Source organism: Streptomyces sp. NBC_00820 (assembly GCF_036347055.1).
GTDB lineage: Bacteria > Actinomycetota > Actinomycetes > Streptomycetales > Streptomycetaceae > Streptomyces.
Genome location: NZ_CP108882.1, coordinates 6,113,959 through 6,128,415, shown reverse-complemented (window position 1 = coordinate 6,128,415; position 14,457 = coordinate 6,113,959). Strand labels below are relative to the sequence as shown.

General features: G+C 70.9%; 12 protein-coding genes. 2 read left to right on the top strand and 10 right to left on the bottom strand.

Annotated elements, in window-relative coordinates:
* Positions 1 to 49: 49 nt before the first annotated feature.
* The 4 genes from OIB37_RS27635 to OIB37_RS27615 all read right to left on the bottom strand — a co-directional run bounded on the left by OIB37_RS27635 (position 50) and on the right by OIB37_RS27615 (position 5,420).
* Positions 50 to 175 carry a hypothetical protein gene (locus tag OIB37_RS27635; protein ID WP_330460311.1) on the bottom strand — a complete coding sequence of 42 codons (126 nt, stop codon included), beginning with the start codon at positions 173 to 175 and terminating at the stop codon, positions 50 to 52.
* Between the two features lie 293 nt (positions 176 to 468).
* Complete coding sequence (locus OIB37_RS27630) at positions 469 to 1,236, bottom strand: hypothetical protein (protein WP_330460310.1); 768 nt, start codon at positions 1,234 to 1,236, stop codon at positions 469 to 471.
* Positions 1,237 to 1,853: 617 nt separating this feature from the next.
* On the bottom strand, positions 1,854 to 3,182 hold the full coding sequence (locus tag OIB37_RS27620) for a class I SAM-dependent RNA methyltransferase (RefSeq protein ID WP_330460309.1): 1,329 nt from the start codon (positions 3,180 to 3,182) through the stop codon (positions 1,854 to 1,856).
* A 189-nt stretch (positions 3,183 to 3,371) separates the two neighbouring features.
* Complete coding sequence (locus tag OIB37_RS27615) at positions 3,372 to 5,420, bottom strand: APC family permease (protein ID WP_330460308.1); 2,049 nt, start codon at positions 5,418 to 5,420, stop codon at positions 3,372 to 3,374.
* Between the two features lie 628 nt (positions 5,421 to 6,048).
* Here OIB37_RS27615 and OIB37_RS27610 point away from each other — a divergent pair.
* Positions 6,049 to 6,720, top strand: coding sequence for a potassium channel family protein (locus OIB37_RS27610; RefSeq protein WP_330460307.1), 672 nt, complete (start codon positions 6,049 to 6,051; stop codon positions 6,718 to 6,720).
* Complete coding sequence (locus OIB37_RS27605) at positions 6,720 to 7,391, top strand: potassium channel family protein (protein WP_330460306.1); 672 nt, start codon at positions 6,720 to 6,722, stop codon at positions 7,389 to 7,391. Before OIB37_RS27610 ends, OIB37_RS27605 begins: the two co-directional genes overlap by 1 nt.
* Before the next feature lie 69 nt (positions 7,392 to 7,460).
* Here the strand turns inward: OIB37_RS27605 and OIB37_RS27600 are convergent, their stop codons facing one another.
* The 6 genes from OIB37_RS27600 to OIB37_RS27575 form a co-directional block, all read right to left on the bottom strand.
* Complete coding sequence (locus tag OIB37_RS27600; protein ID WP_330460305.1) at positions 7,461 to 8,255, bottom strand: DUF3159 domain-containing protein; 795 nt, start codon at positions 8,253 to 8,255, stop codon at positions 7,461 to 7,463.
* A gap of 3 nt (positions 8,256 to 8,258) precedes the next feature.
* The gene (locus OIB37_RS27595; protein WP_330460304.1) at positions 8,259 to 8,657 is read right to left on the bottom strand and encodes an OB-fold nucleic acid binding domain-containing protein; all 399 of its coding nucleotides are present in this window, start codon (positions 8,655 to 8,657) and stop codon (positions 8,259 to 8,261) included.
* A 248-nt stretch (positions 8,658 to 8,905) separates the two neighbouring features.
* Positions 8,906 to 9,592: a response regulator gene (locus OIB37_RS27590; protein WP_330460303.1), complete on the bottom strand. Its 687-nt coding sequence runs from the start codon at positions 9,590 to 9,592 to the stop codon at positions 8,906 to 8,908.
* Positions 9,589 to 12,144: a sensor histidine kinase gene (locus OIB37_RS27585; RefSeq protein ID WP_330460302.1), complete on the bottom strand. Its 2,556-nt coding sequence runs from the start codon at positions 12,142 to 12,144 to the stop codon at positions 9,589 to 9,591. Before OIB37_RS27585 ends, OIB37_RS27590 begins: the two co-directional genes overlap by 4 nt.
* Positions 12,145 to 12,288: 144 nt before the next feature.
* Positions 12,289 to 12,984, bottom strand: coding sequence for an ABC transporter ATP-binding protein (locus OIB37_RS27580; protein ID WP_330460301.1), 696 nt, complete (start codon positions 12,982 to 12,984; stop codon positions 12,289 to 12,291).
* A 113-nt stretch (positions 12,985 to 13,097) separates the two neighbouring features.
* Positions 13,098 to 14,267: an alginate lyase family protein gene (locus OIB37_RS27575; protein WP_330461987.1), complete on the bottom strand. Its 1,170-nt coding sequence runs from the start codon at positions 14,265 to 14,267 to the stop codon at positions 13,098 to 13,100.
* Between the last annotated feature and the right edge of the window lie 190 nt (positions 14,268 to 14,457).

Sequence of the window (14,457 nt, the reverse complement as noted above, 5' to 3'; positions counted from 1 at the left end):
GCGACAGCCCTCAGGGCTTCGGCGTGGTCGAGTGACGTCCACTCCTTGCTCAGGCAAGACCGAGGAGCGTGAGGGGTCGGCGGGCGTCACGCGCATTGCGGCGACGGCCGGAGGCGATGTTCTTCGCGCCGTTCAGTCGCAGGGCGGCGACCGCGAGGTTGCGCCAGGTCGCCATAGCGCGGGGTGCGCTGTCGGTCCACCACCGCGCACGCGGTCAGGTCGAGGACGACGGCCGGCGCGTGCCGCACTCCTCGCAGCCGGATCATCTGCTGTCAGCCCGAACGCCCAGCCCAGCCGCTCATCCCAGGCGCGGGGAGCAACGGCGCAGGTGGTGCGAGTGGTACGGCCTCCCGGGACCCTCCCCGCGCGCGGGGAGGGTCCCGGACCACCCGGCGCTCTGGCTTCGGAAGGACTGCTTTCTGCATGTGCGGGGGTGGTCTGGTGGGTGCCCCCGCGGGCGCGGGGGCGTCATGGCATGAGTTCCTGGGGCTTCGCGCTGCTCCGATCCTCAGCGCGGCCAGGCGGCCGGAGTGTTCGGCGGCAGCGAGATCTCGTCCAGTCGCAGCCACGCAGCCACTGTTCCTGTCCGCTCTGATCCAACAGGCGGAACCGCACGTCCTGCGCCTCGTCCGGGTGTTCCACGATGGAGGCCAGGGCCTCGGGGCCGGCGACGGTGTACGTCAGCACCAGGTCTCCGCGCTGCAGCATCACCTGCGCTCCCGGCTCCATCAGCGAGCCGTCCTCGCGCGTCGACATGGCCACCTTGCCGACCATCGGGCCCATGCCGATCGTCCGGACCTCGTCGAACTGCTCGATCGTCGGGTCCACGAACCGCTCGGAGCCGGGGAGCACCAGGGCGCAGTGCCCGTTCCACGAGGTTCCCGTCCAGGTCGGTGTGAGCGAGCCGTAGAGGGTTCCGGTGCCGTTCTTCTTCCGGATGGCCACGGTGACCGGCAGGAGTTCGGCCCGCACTCCCAGCCGGCCGTAGGCGTTGCGCAGCGTCAGGCACGCATCGACGCAGATGTTCGCCGGCGCGCGGCCGTCGGAGAGGGCCGCCCACAGGAAGGGCAGCACCAGTTCCACGATCTGGTCCGGCTTGGCGTGCTCCAGCATCCGTGCCGTGTGATCGATGCTCCCCGGCAGTTCCGGAGTTGCCCTGTGTGGACGCGGTACGGAGGGACGGGAGACCCGTTTCTGCGGTGTCCGGTGCTTCTTGCCCCGCTGCTGCTTCGACATGGGCAGAGCCCAGGGATCTCAACCGGCCTTCCGACAGCCCGCGTTGACCGGTCCGACACGGACCACGCCATGGGCTGTACAGCCTGCGGCGTGGCCCGTGTCGCGGTTCAGCGGTCGCTGGGGCGAGCAGGCTGGTGACCTCGGCGAGCGCGGCCGCGCCGGGCTTGAAGTACTTCCGGGCGGCGCTGACCGACTTGTGCCGCGACTTCGCCATGAGCAGCAGCAGAGAGACATCCTGCTCGCCGAGGTGGGCCAGGCCGGAGTGCTGGAACTCGTGCGGGTCCCAGCCGGTAACTTCCTCGCCGCCGACGCAGGTGTGCCGGTCCAGCAGGGCGCGGCGCACAGCGAACGGCAGTCGAGGACCACCCCCGCGGGTGCGGGGGCGACGGATGGTCCTGGAACGGGACGACGCGGCCAAGCGGACCATCCCCGTACGCGTTGGGAGCGACCGGGAGTGTTCAGGGCCGCTGGTCCGACCCGTCCCGGAACTCACCTGACGCCCTATCAGAACGAGCGTCAGATGAGTGTCAAGATACCCCTGAGAGCGTCATTTCAGCGTCAAGATGTCGCCCGTAACGCACATGACGCACATCATGCGCACCCATTAAAACCGCAGGTCAGACGTCCTTCTTCACCGGCTCCAGAATCGCCACGCACTCCACGTGATGCGTCATCGGGAACAGATCGAACGCCCGCAGCGTCCGCACCCGGTAGCCGTTCGCGCGGAAGTAGCCGAGGTCGCGGGCCAGCGCAGCGGGGTCGCAGGCGACGTAGGCGATGCGGCGGGCGCCCAGGGAGGAGAGGTGTTCGACGGTCTTCTTGCCGGCGCCCGCGCGGGGCGGGTCGAGCACGATGAGGTCGACCTCGGTGATGCCGGTGCGCGGGAGGACCGATTCGACCTTGCCCTGTTCGATGCGGACCCGGGGGAAGTTCGCCAGGTTGTGGCGGGCGTCCTCCACCGCACGCTTGCCGGACTCGATGCCGAGGACCGCACCCTGCTCGCCGAGGCGGTCGGCGAGGGCGCCGGCGAAGAGGCCCACGCCGCAGTAGAGGTCGAGGGCCATTTCGCCCTTGCGGGGCAGCAGGCCCTGCATGACGGCCTTGACCAGGGTGTCCGCGGCCTTCGGGTGGACCTGCCAGAAGCCGCCGCTGCCGACCCGGTAGGTGCGGTCGTCGGCACGCTCGCGGACGAACGCGCGGCCGTGGACGCGGTGGATGCCACCGTCGTTCTCGTCCACGCGCATGACGGAAACCGGCTTGTCGAGCTCGACGAGCGGCAGTCGGGCACCGGGGCGCGGCTCCAGGATGACCATGCGGTCCTGGGATCCCGTCGCGGCGATCGCCTCGACGGAGGCCATGCCGGACCAGTCCCGGTCCTCGATGCCGAGTTCGCTGACACCGGGTGCCGCGATCATGCAGTGGTCGATCGGCTCGACCTCGTGAGAGCGGTGGCGGCGCAGGCCGGCGTTGCCGTCGGCGTCCACCGCGTACTGGACGCGGGTGCGCCACTGGGGGACCTGGCCGGCGGGCAGCTTGTCGCCCTCGACCGGCATGACGGTGCCGTCCCAGCCCGCCTCCTCGGGGGTGAGGCCCGCGAGGCGCTGCAGCTGCTCGGCGATCACCTCGCCCTTCAGGCGGCGCTGGGCGCCCGGCTTGGCGTGCTGCCAGTCGCAGCCTCCGCAGCGGCCGGGGCCCGCGAAGGGGCACGGGGCCTCGACTCGGTCCTTGGACGCCTCCAGGATCTCCACCGCGTCCGCGCGCAGGAAGCGCGCGCCCTCCTCGCCGTCGGTCACGCGCGCCACGACCCGCTCGCCGGGCAGCGCGTGCCGGACGAACAGGACCTGGCCCTCGGAGGTGCGGGCGATGCAGTGGCCGCCGTGGGCGACGGGGCCGATCTCGACCTCGTACTCCTGGCCCACCAGAGACTTCGTCGGTTCTGCCTGCATGGTGGGGTGACTCCAGATCGGGAAGTGGGGGTGAATCGGGGAGCGGAGTGAAGCGGGAGAAGCGAGCGGGACGGTGGAACGAACGGGCTGCGGACGGACCGCCCGCGGACGGACGGCCGCGGAAAACGCGGGAGGCCGTAGCCGGTGTGCTGACAACAGCCCACCAGTCTACGGCCTCTCCCGCCCGGTTCAGTCCTTGACGGCGGACGCCTTCGGCCGTACCGCCGCCGGACCGCGCCGGACGGCGCCCGGCGCGCTCCACTCCTGCCGCCTGCGGGCCCGGTTGCGGGCCGCTTCGGAGGAGGCGAGCTGGTAGGGGACGGAGGTGACCATGACGCCGGGGGTGAACAGCAGGCGGCCCTTCAGGCGCAGGGCGCTCTGGTTGTGCAGCAGGTGCTCGTACCAGTGGCCGACCACGTACTCGGGGATGATCACCGAGACGGCGTCACGCGGGGACTCCTTGCGCAGGCCCTTGACGTACTCGATGATCGGCCGCGTGATCTCGCGGTACGGCGAGTCCAGGACCTTCAGCGGTACGTCGATGCCGCGCCGCTCCCACTCCTCGCGCAGCACCTTGGTCTCGGCCGGGTCGACGTTGACGGTGAGCGCCTCCAGGGTGTCCGAGCGCATCAGCTTGGCGTAGGCCAGGGCGCGGAGCGTCGGGCGGTGGATCTTGGAGATGAGCACGACCGAGTGGACCCGGGAGGGGCGGACGCTGTCGTCGGAGGGGCCCTCGGGGGCAGCGATCTCCTCGGCGACGCGGTCGTAGTGCTTCCGGATCGCGGTCATCGTCGCGTAGAAGATGCACATGCCCAGCAGGGCCACCCATGCACCGTGCGTGAACTTGGTGACCAGGACGACGACCAGCACCAGGCCGGTGAAGAAGGCGCCGAAGGCGTTGATCGCGCGGGAGCGGACCATGTGGCGGCGCTTGGCCGGGTCCCGCTCCGTGGACAGGTGGCGGTTCCAGTGTTTGACCATGCCGGTCTGGCTGAGCGTGAAGGACACGAACACGCCGACGATGTACAGCTGGATCAGGCGGGTGGAATCGGCGCCGTAGATGACCACCAGCAGCATCGCGGTGCCCGAGAGGAGCACGATGCCGTTGGAGAAGGCCAGGCGGTCGCCGCGGGTGTGCAGCTGGCGGGGCAGGTAACGGTCCTGCGCGAGGATCGAGCCGAGCAGCGGGAAGCCGTTGTACGCCGTGTTCGCCGCGAGGAACAGGACCAGCGCCGTCGCCGCCGCGAGGACGACGAACAGGAAGCTGCCCTTGCCGAAGACCGCCTCGGCGACCTGGGAGATCACCGGGTTCTGGACATAGCCGGAGCCGATCGGGACGCCGTGGCGGAGCAGGTCGGTGGCCGGGTTCTCGGCCATGCGGACCTTCGTCGTCATGGCGAGCGCGATGATGCCGCAGAACATGGTCACGGCCAGCAGGCCCATCGCCGCGAGCGTGGTCGCCGCGTTCTTGGACTTGGGCTTGCGGAAGGCCGGGACGCCGTTGGAGATGGCCTCCACGCCGGTGAGCGCGGCACAGCCGGAGGAGAAGGAGCGCAGCAGCAGGAAGACCAGCGCGAAGCCGGCGAGGCCCTGGTGTTCGGCCCTGATGTGGAAGTCGGCGGTCGGCGCGCGCATGGTGTCGCCGAGGACCAGGCCGCGGAACGCGCCCCACACGATCATGATGAAGACGCCGGCGACGAAGACGTAGGTCGGGATCGCGAACAGCGAGCCGGACTCCTTCACGCCGCGCAGGTTCATCAGGGTCAGCAGGACGATCACGGCGACCGCGCAGAGCACCTTGTGCTCGACCACGAACGGGATCGCGGAGCCGAGGTTCTCGATGCCGGAGGCGATGGAGACGGCGACGGTCAGGACGTAGTCGACGAGCAGGGCGCTGGCGACGGTCAGGCCGGCCTTGGGGCCGAGGTTGGTGGTGGCCACCTCGTAGTCGCCGCCGCCGCTCGGGTAGGCGTGGACGTTCTGCCGGTAGGAGGCGACCACCGTGAACATCAGCACGACGACCGCGACGGCGATCCAGGGGCTGAAGTGGTAGGCCGACACGCCCGCGATGGACAGGACCAGCAGGACCTCCCCCGGCGCGTAGGCGACAGAGGACAGCGGGTCGGAGGCGAAGACGGGGAGTGCGATGCGCTTGGGCAGGAGCGTTTCGCCCAGCCGGTCACTGCGCAGTGCGCGCCCGATCAGGATCCGTTTGGGCACGTCGGTCAGTTTGGACACGACAGAGGATCGTAAGGGTTCGAACAGGCAGCCGCCCACCCTCCCCCACTCTCGACTTCGCCGAGTGGGGGTGTTCAGGGCCCCGATCTGCCTCACGAGTGAAATCGGGGGCGCTCGGAACTGCGGATTCCGTGGTCCGCGCGCCCTCCGTGCCTAGATGGCAAACCCCGCCTGTCTTCGCACTTCGGAGGTCCCATGCCGGCGACCGCAGAGCTGATCGGGGCCACGGTCGCCCTCGTCGGCCTCGGAATCCTGACCCTGTGCAGCGTGCGCAGCATCACTCGGCGCACGGCGTGCGAAGTATCACTCGACGAAGGCACTCACGGGTGAGCGCCGGCGACGGACCCCGGTGAGGGCGGCGGTCACGGGTCACCGCCGGTGACGGACCCCCGTCTCCGGCAGCGACCCCGCTGAGGACCGGCGCCGGACCCCACCAAGCGCCGGCGCCGGACCCCGCCCAGGACCCGCGACAGACCCCGCCGAGCGCCACTGAGCCGGTCCCCCCGCCCGTCGTCGCGGCAAACCTACGCCCCGGGGGTGCTCACCCCGGGGCCGCCGTGTGTAGCTTTGGGCGTCGGTCTGAGACCCTGAGGCTGAGCAGTAACTTTTGGACACCGGAAGGACGGTCGTGCACATCGTCATCATGGGCTGCGGAAGAGTGGGATCCGCTCTTGCCCAGACCCTGGAGCAACAGGGTCACACGGTCGCCGTGATCGACCAGGACCCCACCGCCTTCCGTCGGCTGGGCCCGGGATTCGGCGGCCGCCGGGTCACCGGGGTCGGTTTCGACCAGGACACCCTGCGCGAGGCGGGCATCGAGGAGGCCGGCGCCTTCGCCGCCGTCTCCAGCGGTGACAACTCCAACATCATCTCCGCGCGCGTGGCCCGCGAGATGTTCGGCGTGGAGAACGTGGCCGCCCGCATCTACGACCCCCGCCGCGCCGAGGTCTACCAGCGTCTGGGCATCCCCACGGTGGCCACGGTCCGCTGGACGGCCGACCAGATGCTGCGCCGTCTGCTGCCCTCGGGCTCCGAGCCGCTGTGGCGCGATCCCACCGGTGGGGTCCAGCTCGCGGAGGTGCACGCCTCCGCGAAGTGGGTCGGCCACAAGATCAGCAAGCTGCAGGAGGAGACGGGCGTCCGCGTGGCGTTCCTGACCCGCCTGGGCGAGGCCGTGCTGCCCACCTCGCAGACGGTGCTGCAGGAGGGCGACCTGGTGCATGTGATGATGCGCGCGGACGACGTCGAGAAGGTCGAGGCGGCGTTCGCCGGGGGCCCCGAAGAGGAGAGCGGTCACTGATGAGGGTCGCCATTGCCGGAGCCGGCGCCGTCGGCCGCTCGATCGCGGCCGAACTGCTGGAGAACGGCCACGAGGTCCTGCTGATCGACAAGGCCCCCACCGCCATCTCGGTGGAGCGGGTGCCCCAGGCGGAGTGGCTGCTGGCCGACGCCTGCGAGATCACCTCCCTGGACGAGGCGGCGCTCCAGCGCTGCAACGTCGCCATCGCCGCGACCGGCGACGACAAGGTCAACCTGGTCGTCTCGCTGCTCGCCAAGACGGAGTACGGCGTCCCGCGCGTCGTCGCCCGCGTCAACAACCCCAAGAACGAGTGGCTGTTCAACGAGGCCTGGGGCGTGGACGTCGCCGTCTCCACCCCGCGTCTGATGTCCGCCCTGGTCGAGGAGGCGGTGAGCGTCGGCGACCTGGTCCGGCTGCTGCGCTTCAGCCACGGCGACGCCAACCTCGTCGAGCTGACCCTCCCGGAGGAGTCGGCCCTGGCCGGCACCCAGGTCGGCGACGTGGAGTGGCCGGAGGACACCTCCCTGGTCACCATCATCCGCGGCACCCGGGTCCTGACCCCCTCCAAGGAGGACTCCCTGGAGGCGGGCGACGAGCTGCTGTTCGTGGCCGCCCAGGCCCGTGAGGAGCAGCTGGAGGACCTGCTGTCGGTGCGGCGCGAAGAAGTCTGAGCCCGCGCGGCCGGTACGACGAGAAGGGCGCCCTTGCTGCCAAGGGCGCCCTTCTCGTCGTACCGCTGTCTACGCTCCCCGGCGGTGCCGGCCGGCCGTCGGCTCGCCGCTCTCGGCGGCCGCCGCGGCCTTGCGCTCCCTCTCGGCCTTCTCGGCCTTCTCCGCCTTCTCGGCGGCCTCCATCTCCGCGAACACGTCGATCGGCGCGGGTGCCTTCGCCAGGAAGACCCAGGTCAGCCAGACGGCGAGGAGGAACGGGGGGATCTTCAGGATGACCAGTACCCAGCCGAGCTGGGCCGTGTCGGCCCACCAGTACAGCGGGAAGAGGATGGCGCACTTGGCGAGCAGGATCAGGCCCCAGGCCCAACTGGCCTTGGCGTAGGCCTTCTTGCGGCCGGGGTTACGGGTGCGCCAGGAGAGGTTCTCCTTGAAGACCGGACCGAGGATGAGTCCGATCAGGGGCACGCCCGCGAGGGTCGTGACGATGTAGGCGAGCGCCAGGCCCAGCGTGTAGAGCATGCCGGGCAGGTAGAAGTCCTTGGCGTTGCCCGTGAACATGGCGAACACGACGCCGAAGGCCACCCCGAAGACGCCGCTGAAGGCGTGCTTCATGGTGTCCTTGCGCACCAGTCGGACCACGACCAGCAGCAGGGACACCGCCAGGGCGGCGATCGCCGCGATGTGCAGGTCCTTGTTGATGGTGAAGATCGTGACGAAGAGGAGACCGGGCAGCACCGTCTCGACCATGCCGCGGACCCCGCCGAACGCCTCGAACAGCGCGGCCTCGGTCACCGCACGCGCGTCGCGGGTCTCCTCCGGCTCGGTCTGTCCGGTGTCTTCGGTCGGCTTGTCGAGGGACGTCACCGGCTACTCCCGTCCAAGGGGTCGCAGTTCGTATTTCGGGTTGAACAGCACCCGGCGGCCGCGGCTCATCGAGATCCGGCCCGATGCGATCAGCTTGCGTCCCGGTTCTATGCCCACGATGGAACGCCTGCCCAGCCACACCACGTCCAGCGCGGCGGAGCCGTCGAACAGCTCGGCCTCCAGGGCCGGAACTCCGGCACGCGGGCGCAGGGTGACCGTGCGCAAGGTACCAGTTACGGTGACGATCTGCCGGTCATGGCAGTCACCGATACGGGTACAGCCCGCGGTCTCGGCGTCCTCCCGCAGCTCCTCGGACTCCAGGTCCTCCTGCGAGGTGGACAGCCGGTCGAGCATGCGCCGGAACCGGCCGGCCGGCTTTTCGGAACGAGGAACAGCGCTCATATCTGAAGCGTACCGGGAGGCACCGACGGGGCCGTACCCGCAGCGGTACACACCCGCCCTGTCCAGCGGTTTCTCACGGTTCCTCCCCCGCACGTCACGTCGGACGGCCACCCGCTGCGCGCTTGTCGGCACCCCGTACCGCGCTTCGCGGTACCCCGTATCGAGCCTTCCGGCGCCGGCCGTCCCACCCCGCCCCACCCCGCCCTTCGCTTACCTTCCCGGCGCCGGAAAGGCTCCGCACCCGTCGCTCACTTCTCGAACCGGTACCCCATCCCCGGCTCGGTGATGAAGTGTCTCGGGTGCGACGGGTCGCTCTCCAGCTTGCGCCGCAGCTGGGCCATGTACACGCGCAGGTAGTTGGTCTCCGTGCCGTACGACGGCCCCCACACCTCCTGCAGCAGCTGTCTCTGGCTGACCAGGCGTCCGGTGTTGCGGACCAGCACCTCCAGCAGGTGCCACTCGGTCGGGGTGAGCCGGACGTCCTTGCCGGCCCGGTTGACCTTCTTCGCGGTGAGGTCGACGGTGAAGCCCTCGGTCGCCACGCTGGTCACATCGTCCTCGCCCGCCCCGACGGGCTCGGCCCGGCGCACTGCGGCCCGCAGGCGGGCCAGCAGTTCGTCCATACCGAAGGGCTTGGTGACGTAGTCGTCGGCGCCCGCGTCCAGCGCCTCGACCTTCTCGTCGGAGGAGTGCCGGGCGGACAGCACCAGGATCGGGACGCGGGTCCAGCCGCGCAGGCCCCTGATCACCTCGACGCCGTCCATGTCCGGCAGTCCCAGGTCGAGGACGACCACGTCGGGGTGACGGGAGGCGGCGAGTTCGAGGGCGGTCCTGCCGTCGGGGGCCGCGTCGACCTCGTACTTGCGCGCCTTGAGGTTGATCACGAGGGCGCGCACGATCTGCGGCTCGTCGTCGACCACGAGCACCCGGGTCATAGGGCCTGCCTTTCTGGTTCTGCGGTGTCCTCCCCCGCGGGGAGGAGCTCGGGACGCGGTCCCGCCGCGCGGAGGCTCAGCACCATCGTGAGCCCGCCGCCGGGCGTGTCCTCGGCGTTCAGGGTGCCGCCCATGGCCTCGGCGAAGCCGCGGGCGACGGCGAGGCCGAGCCCGACCCCGGCGCCGCGCGGGGCGTCGCCGTAGCGCTGGAAGGGTTCGAAGATGCGGTCCTTGGCCTCGTCCGGCACCCCGGGCCCGCGGTCGACGACACGCACCTCGACCCGGTCCACCAGGACGCTCGCGGAGACCAGGACGCGCCGGCCGGGCGGACTGTACTTGACGGCGTTCTCCACCAGGTTGGCCACCGAGCGCTCCAGCAGCCCGGGGTCCACGGCGACCATGGGCAGCGTCTCGGGGACGTCCAGGTCGACACTGTCCTCGGGGACGCCGACCAGCGCCATCGGGACCACCTCGTCCACGTCGATCTCTCGGATCAGGGGGGTGACGGTGCCGGTCTGCAGCCGGGACATGTCCAGCAGGTTGCCCACGAGGTGGTCGAGCCGGTCGGCGCCCTCCTCGATGCCCTCCAGCAGCTCCGCCCGGTCCTCCTCGGACCAGGCCACGTCGTCGGAGCGCAGCGAGGTGACGGCCGCCTTGATGCCGGCGAGCGGGGTGCGCAGGTCGTGGCTGACGGCGGCCAGGAGGGCGGTGCGGATGCGGTTGCCCTCGGCGAGCGTGCGGGCCTGGTCGGCCTCCTCCAGCAGGCGCCGGCGGTCCAGGACGACGGCGGCCTGCGCGGCGAACGCGGCCAGCACCCTGCGGTCCTCGGCGGGCAGTACCCGGCCGGTCAGCGCGAGCGCCATGTGGTCGCCGACGGGTACGTCGACGTCGGCGTCCTCGGGCCGTTGCAGGGGCGGCCCGAATCCGGCGCGGCCGGCGCAGGTCCAGGGGGCGACGTCGCTCGCCCGTTCGAGCAGGGCGGCCGACTCCATGGCGAAGGTCTCCCGGACCCGCTCCAGCAGCTCCTCCAGGCTCGTCTCGCCCCGCAGGACGTTGCCGGCGAGGAAGGAGAGGATCTCCGACTCGGCGCGCAGCCGGGCCGCCTGGTGGGTGCGGCGGGCGGCGAGGTCGACTACGGAGGCCACGGACACGGCGACCCCGAAGAAGATCGCGATGGCGACGATGTTCTTCGGGTCGGCGATGGTCAGCCGGTGCAGGGGCGGCGTGTAGAAGTAGTTCAGCAGCAGCGAGCCGAGGGCCGCCGAGGCGAGGGCGGGCAGCAGGCCGCCGAGCAGGGCCGCGGCGACCGTGACGGCCAGGAACAGCAGCATGTCGTTGGCGAGGCCGAGGTCGACGGAGTTCAGCAGCACCGCGAGGACGGCCGGGCCGGCCAGGCCGACCAGCCAGCCCCAGACGATGCGGGCGCGGCCGAGCCGCGCGCCCCGCGCCACGGGCAGTCCGCGGCCCTTGGCGACCTCTTCGTGCGTGACGATGTGGACGTCGAGGTCGGAGCCGGACTCGCGGGCGACCGTGGCGCCGACGCCGGGCCCGAAGACGTACTGCCAGGCCTTGCGGCGCGAGGAGCCCAGCACGATCTGGGTGGCGTTCACCCCGCGGGCGAAGTCGAGCAGGGCGGCCGGTATGTCGTCGCCGACGACGTGGTGGAAGGTGCCGCCCAGGTCCTCCACCAGCGTGCGCTGTACGGCCAGCTCCTTCGGGGAGGCCGCGGTCAGGCCGTCGCTGCGGGCTATGTACACGGCGAGCACCTCGCCGCCGGCGCCCTTCTCGGCGAGCCGGGCGGCCCGGCGGATGAGGGTGCGCCCCTCGGGGCCGCCGGTCAGGCCGACGACGATCCGCTCCCGCGAGCCCCAGATCCGGGAGACCTTGTGCTCGCTGCGGTACGCGTTCAGGTACTCGTCGACCCGGTCGGCCACCCACAGCAGCGCCAGTTCGCGCAGGGCGGTGAGGTTGCCGGGCCGGAAGTAGTTGGACAGGGCGGCGTCGACCTTGTCCGGCTGGTAGATGTTGCCGTGCGCCATGCGGCGGCGCAGGGCCTGCGGGGACATGTCGACCAGCTCGATCTGGTCCGCACGCCGTACGACCTCGTCCGGTACCGTCTCGCGCTGCCGCACCCCGGTGATCGACTCCACCACGTCCCCCAGCGACTCGAGGTGCTGGATGTTGACGGTCGAGACCACGTCGACGCCGGCCGCGAGGAGTTCCTCGACGTCCTGCCAGCGCTTGGCGTTGCGGGAGCCGGGGATGTTGGTGTGGGCCAGCTCGTCCACCAGGACGATCTGGGGGTGGCGCGCCAGCACCGCGTCGATGTCCATCTCGCCGAAGGTGGCGTCGCGGTACTCCAGTTTCCGGCGGGGCACCTGCTCCAGGCCGTGCAGCATCACCTCGGTGCGCGGCCGGTCGTGGTGCTCCACGAAGCCCACCACGCAGTCGGTGCCCCGCTCGACGCGGCGGTGCGCCTCGGCCAGCATCGCGTACGTCTTGCCCACACCCGGTGCCGCGCCGAGGTAGATCCGAAGCTTGCCCCGTGCCATGGCCCCATTGTCTTCCTGTGACTCCCGCGTACGCAGCGCCGACCTTACGGCCAACGATGCGGACAAAGCGGACCAGGGGCCGGTCCGGGGAGGTCTTTGACGCAACCCTGACGGGCGCGGCCGCGCCCGTCAGGGTTGCGTCGCTCAGTGCTCGACGATCTCGCCGTCGCGCAGTTCCAGCACCCGGTCGGCGAGGTCGAGCAGGGCCGCGTCGTGGGTGGCGACCAGGGCCGTGGCCCGCTCGCTGCGCACGACGGCGCGCAGCAGTTCCATGACGGCGTGCCCGGTCTCGGCGTCCAGCTGGCCGGTCGGTTCGTCGGCGACGAGCAGGGCCGGCCGGTTGGCGAGGGCGCGGGCGATGGCGACCCTTTGCCGCTGGCCGCCGGACAGCTCGCCGGGCCGCTGGGCCGCGTGGTCGGCGAGCCCGACGAGGGACAGCAGCAGTTCGACGCGCTCCTCGCGCTCGCGCGGGTCGGCCCGGCGCAGCCGCAGGGGTACGCCGACGTTCTCCGCGGCGGTGAGGATCGGGATGAGCCCGAAGGACTGGAAGACGAACCCGATCCGGTCCCGGCGCAGCCGCAGCAGCCCGTCCTCGCCCAGTTCCGCGAGGTCGTGTCCCTCGACCTCGACGCGCCCCCGGTCGGGGGTGTCGAGTCCGCCGACGATGTTCAGCAGGGTGGTCTTGCCCGAGCCGGAGCGCCCCTTGAGGGCGACGAGCTCACCGCGCGGGACCTCGAAGGAGACCCCGCGCAGGGCGTGGACGGCGGCGGCTCCCCGGCCGTACGACTTGTGGACGTCCTCGACGCGCACCATGGTCTCGGTGACCACCTGGCTGCTCATGCCGCCTCCCCCTGTCCCCCGTGTCCCCCGTGCCGCCCGCGTGACCCGCGGGCCGGGCGCCAGTATGGCCGCGGGCGCCCGGCCGTTCAACGGTTCCGCCGCAGGGAGACGGTTCAGTTCGGGTTGTCGCCGTGGGTGAGGGTCTCCCAGGCGACGAAGAGGTTGTTGCTGCCCGCCGGGCGGTTGTTCTGGGTCAGGTTCTGGGTGTTGGTCATGGCGATGCCGAGGCGGTTGTGGAGGGCGTTGTAGCCGACCTCGGTGACCGGGCCGAGTCCGAGGTTGAGGGAGCCGCCGCACAGCCAGCTGGGGACGGCCGTGCCGAGCTGGTACTTGGACTGGAAGCCGAGCGCCTGCCGCAGCCGCTTGCCGACGTCGGTGCCGTACAGGTCCTGGCCCTGGATCCGGCTGGTCTCGGCGATGTGGGAGATCGCGGAGATGCCGTACCCGGTGTGGGTGAGGTCGCGGCAGGTCTCCTGGGTGAGCCCGGTGACGAAGGTGGACTGGCCCTGCCAGTAGGAGACGACCTTGTCGCGGGTGTTCAGGTTCTGGCTGGGCACGGTCTTCGGCAGGTCGCCGTCGGTGTCGAGGTAGACGTAGGCGGCCGTGCGGGTGCGGAACCTGGCCATGGCGGAGTCGTACGACGCCTTGTCCTCCAGGAAGACGGAGATGCCGACGGCGGCCTCCGTCATCGACAGTTCCCAGTTGCCGTTGGAGTTGGAGCCCTTGATGACGACGGGGAGGTAGACGTTGCGGAGCATGGTCGCGAAGCGGCCGGAGTTGGCCCAGCTCCCGGTGTACGTGTACTTGATGATCTCGGCGGCCTTCGGCCAGGAGGAGCCGGCCCAGCCGGTCTGGAGGGGCGCGTTGCTGTTGGTGTGGCTGGTGATGGTCCCCGACCAGGCGTCCATGATCTGGATGGACTTCTGGGCGTAGCGCGCGTCCCCGGTGACGTACCAGGCGAGGGCGTCCGTGTAGGCCGCGATGGCGTCCTCGCGCTCGTCGGTGCAGCCGTAGTTCGGGTTGGAGTACGAGCCGCACTCGACGGTGGCACGGGGCTTGGGCGTGCGGTTCAGGTCGGCGTACGGGCTCGCCATCATCTGGTCGTACGCGCCCTTCCAGGGCTGGGCGCCGGCCAGGACCTTGTCGCGGGCGAAGTCCAGCTGGCCCCGGGAGACGGTGACTCCGGGGTGGACGAAGGCGGCGGGGGCCGAGTGGGCGGCGGGGGCGGTGAAGGCGCCCAGGAGCAGGGCGGCCACGACTGCGAGCAGTGGGGTACGGCGCATCGCGACTCCGTTCATGTATGTGAACTTGGAGCGCCTTTGTGAACATAGGCGTTGGCCGGAGACGGTAGGTACAGACCATTCACCCGTCAAGGGGTCACGCATGTGGAAGGACCGGCCACGGCCACGGGAGCATGCGGAAGGAGCGCGCCCCGCCCGTTGGGCATACGGAAGGGCCGTACCCCACCACCGC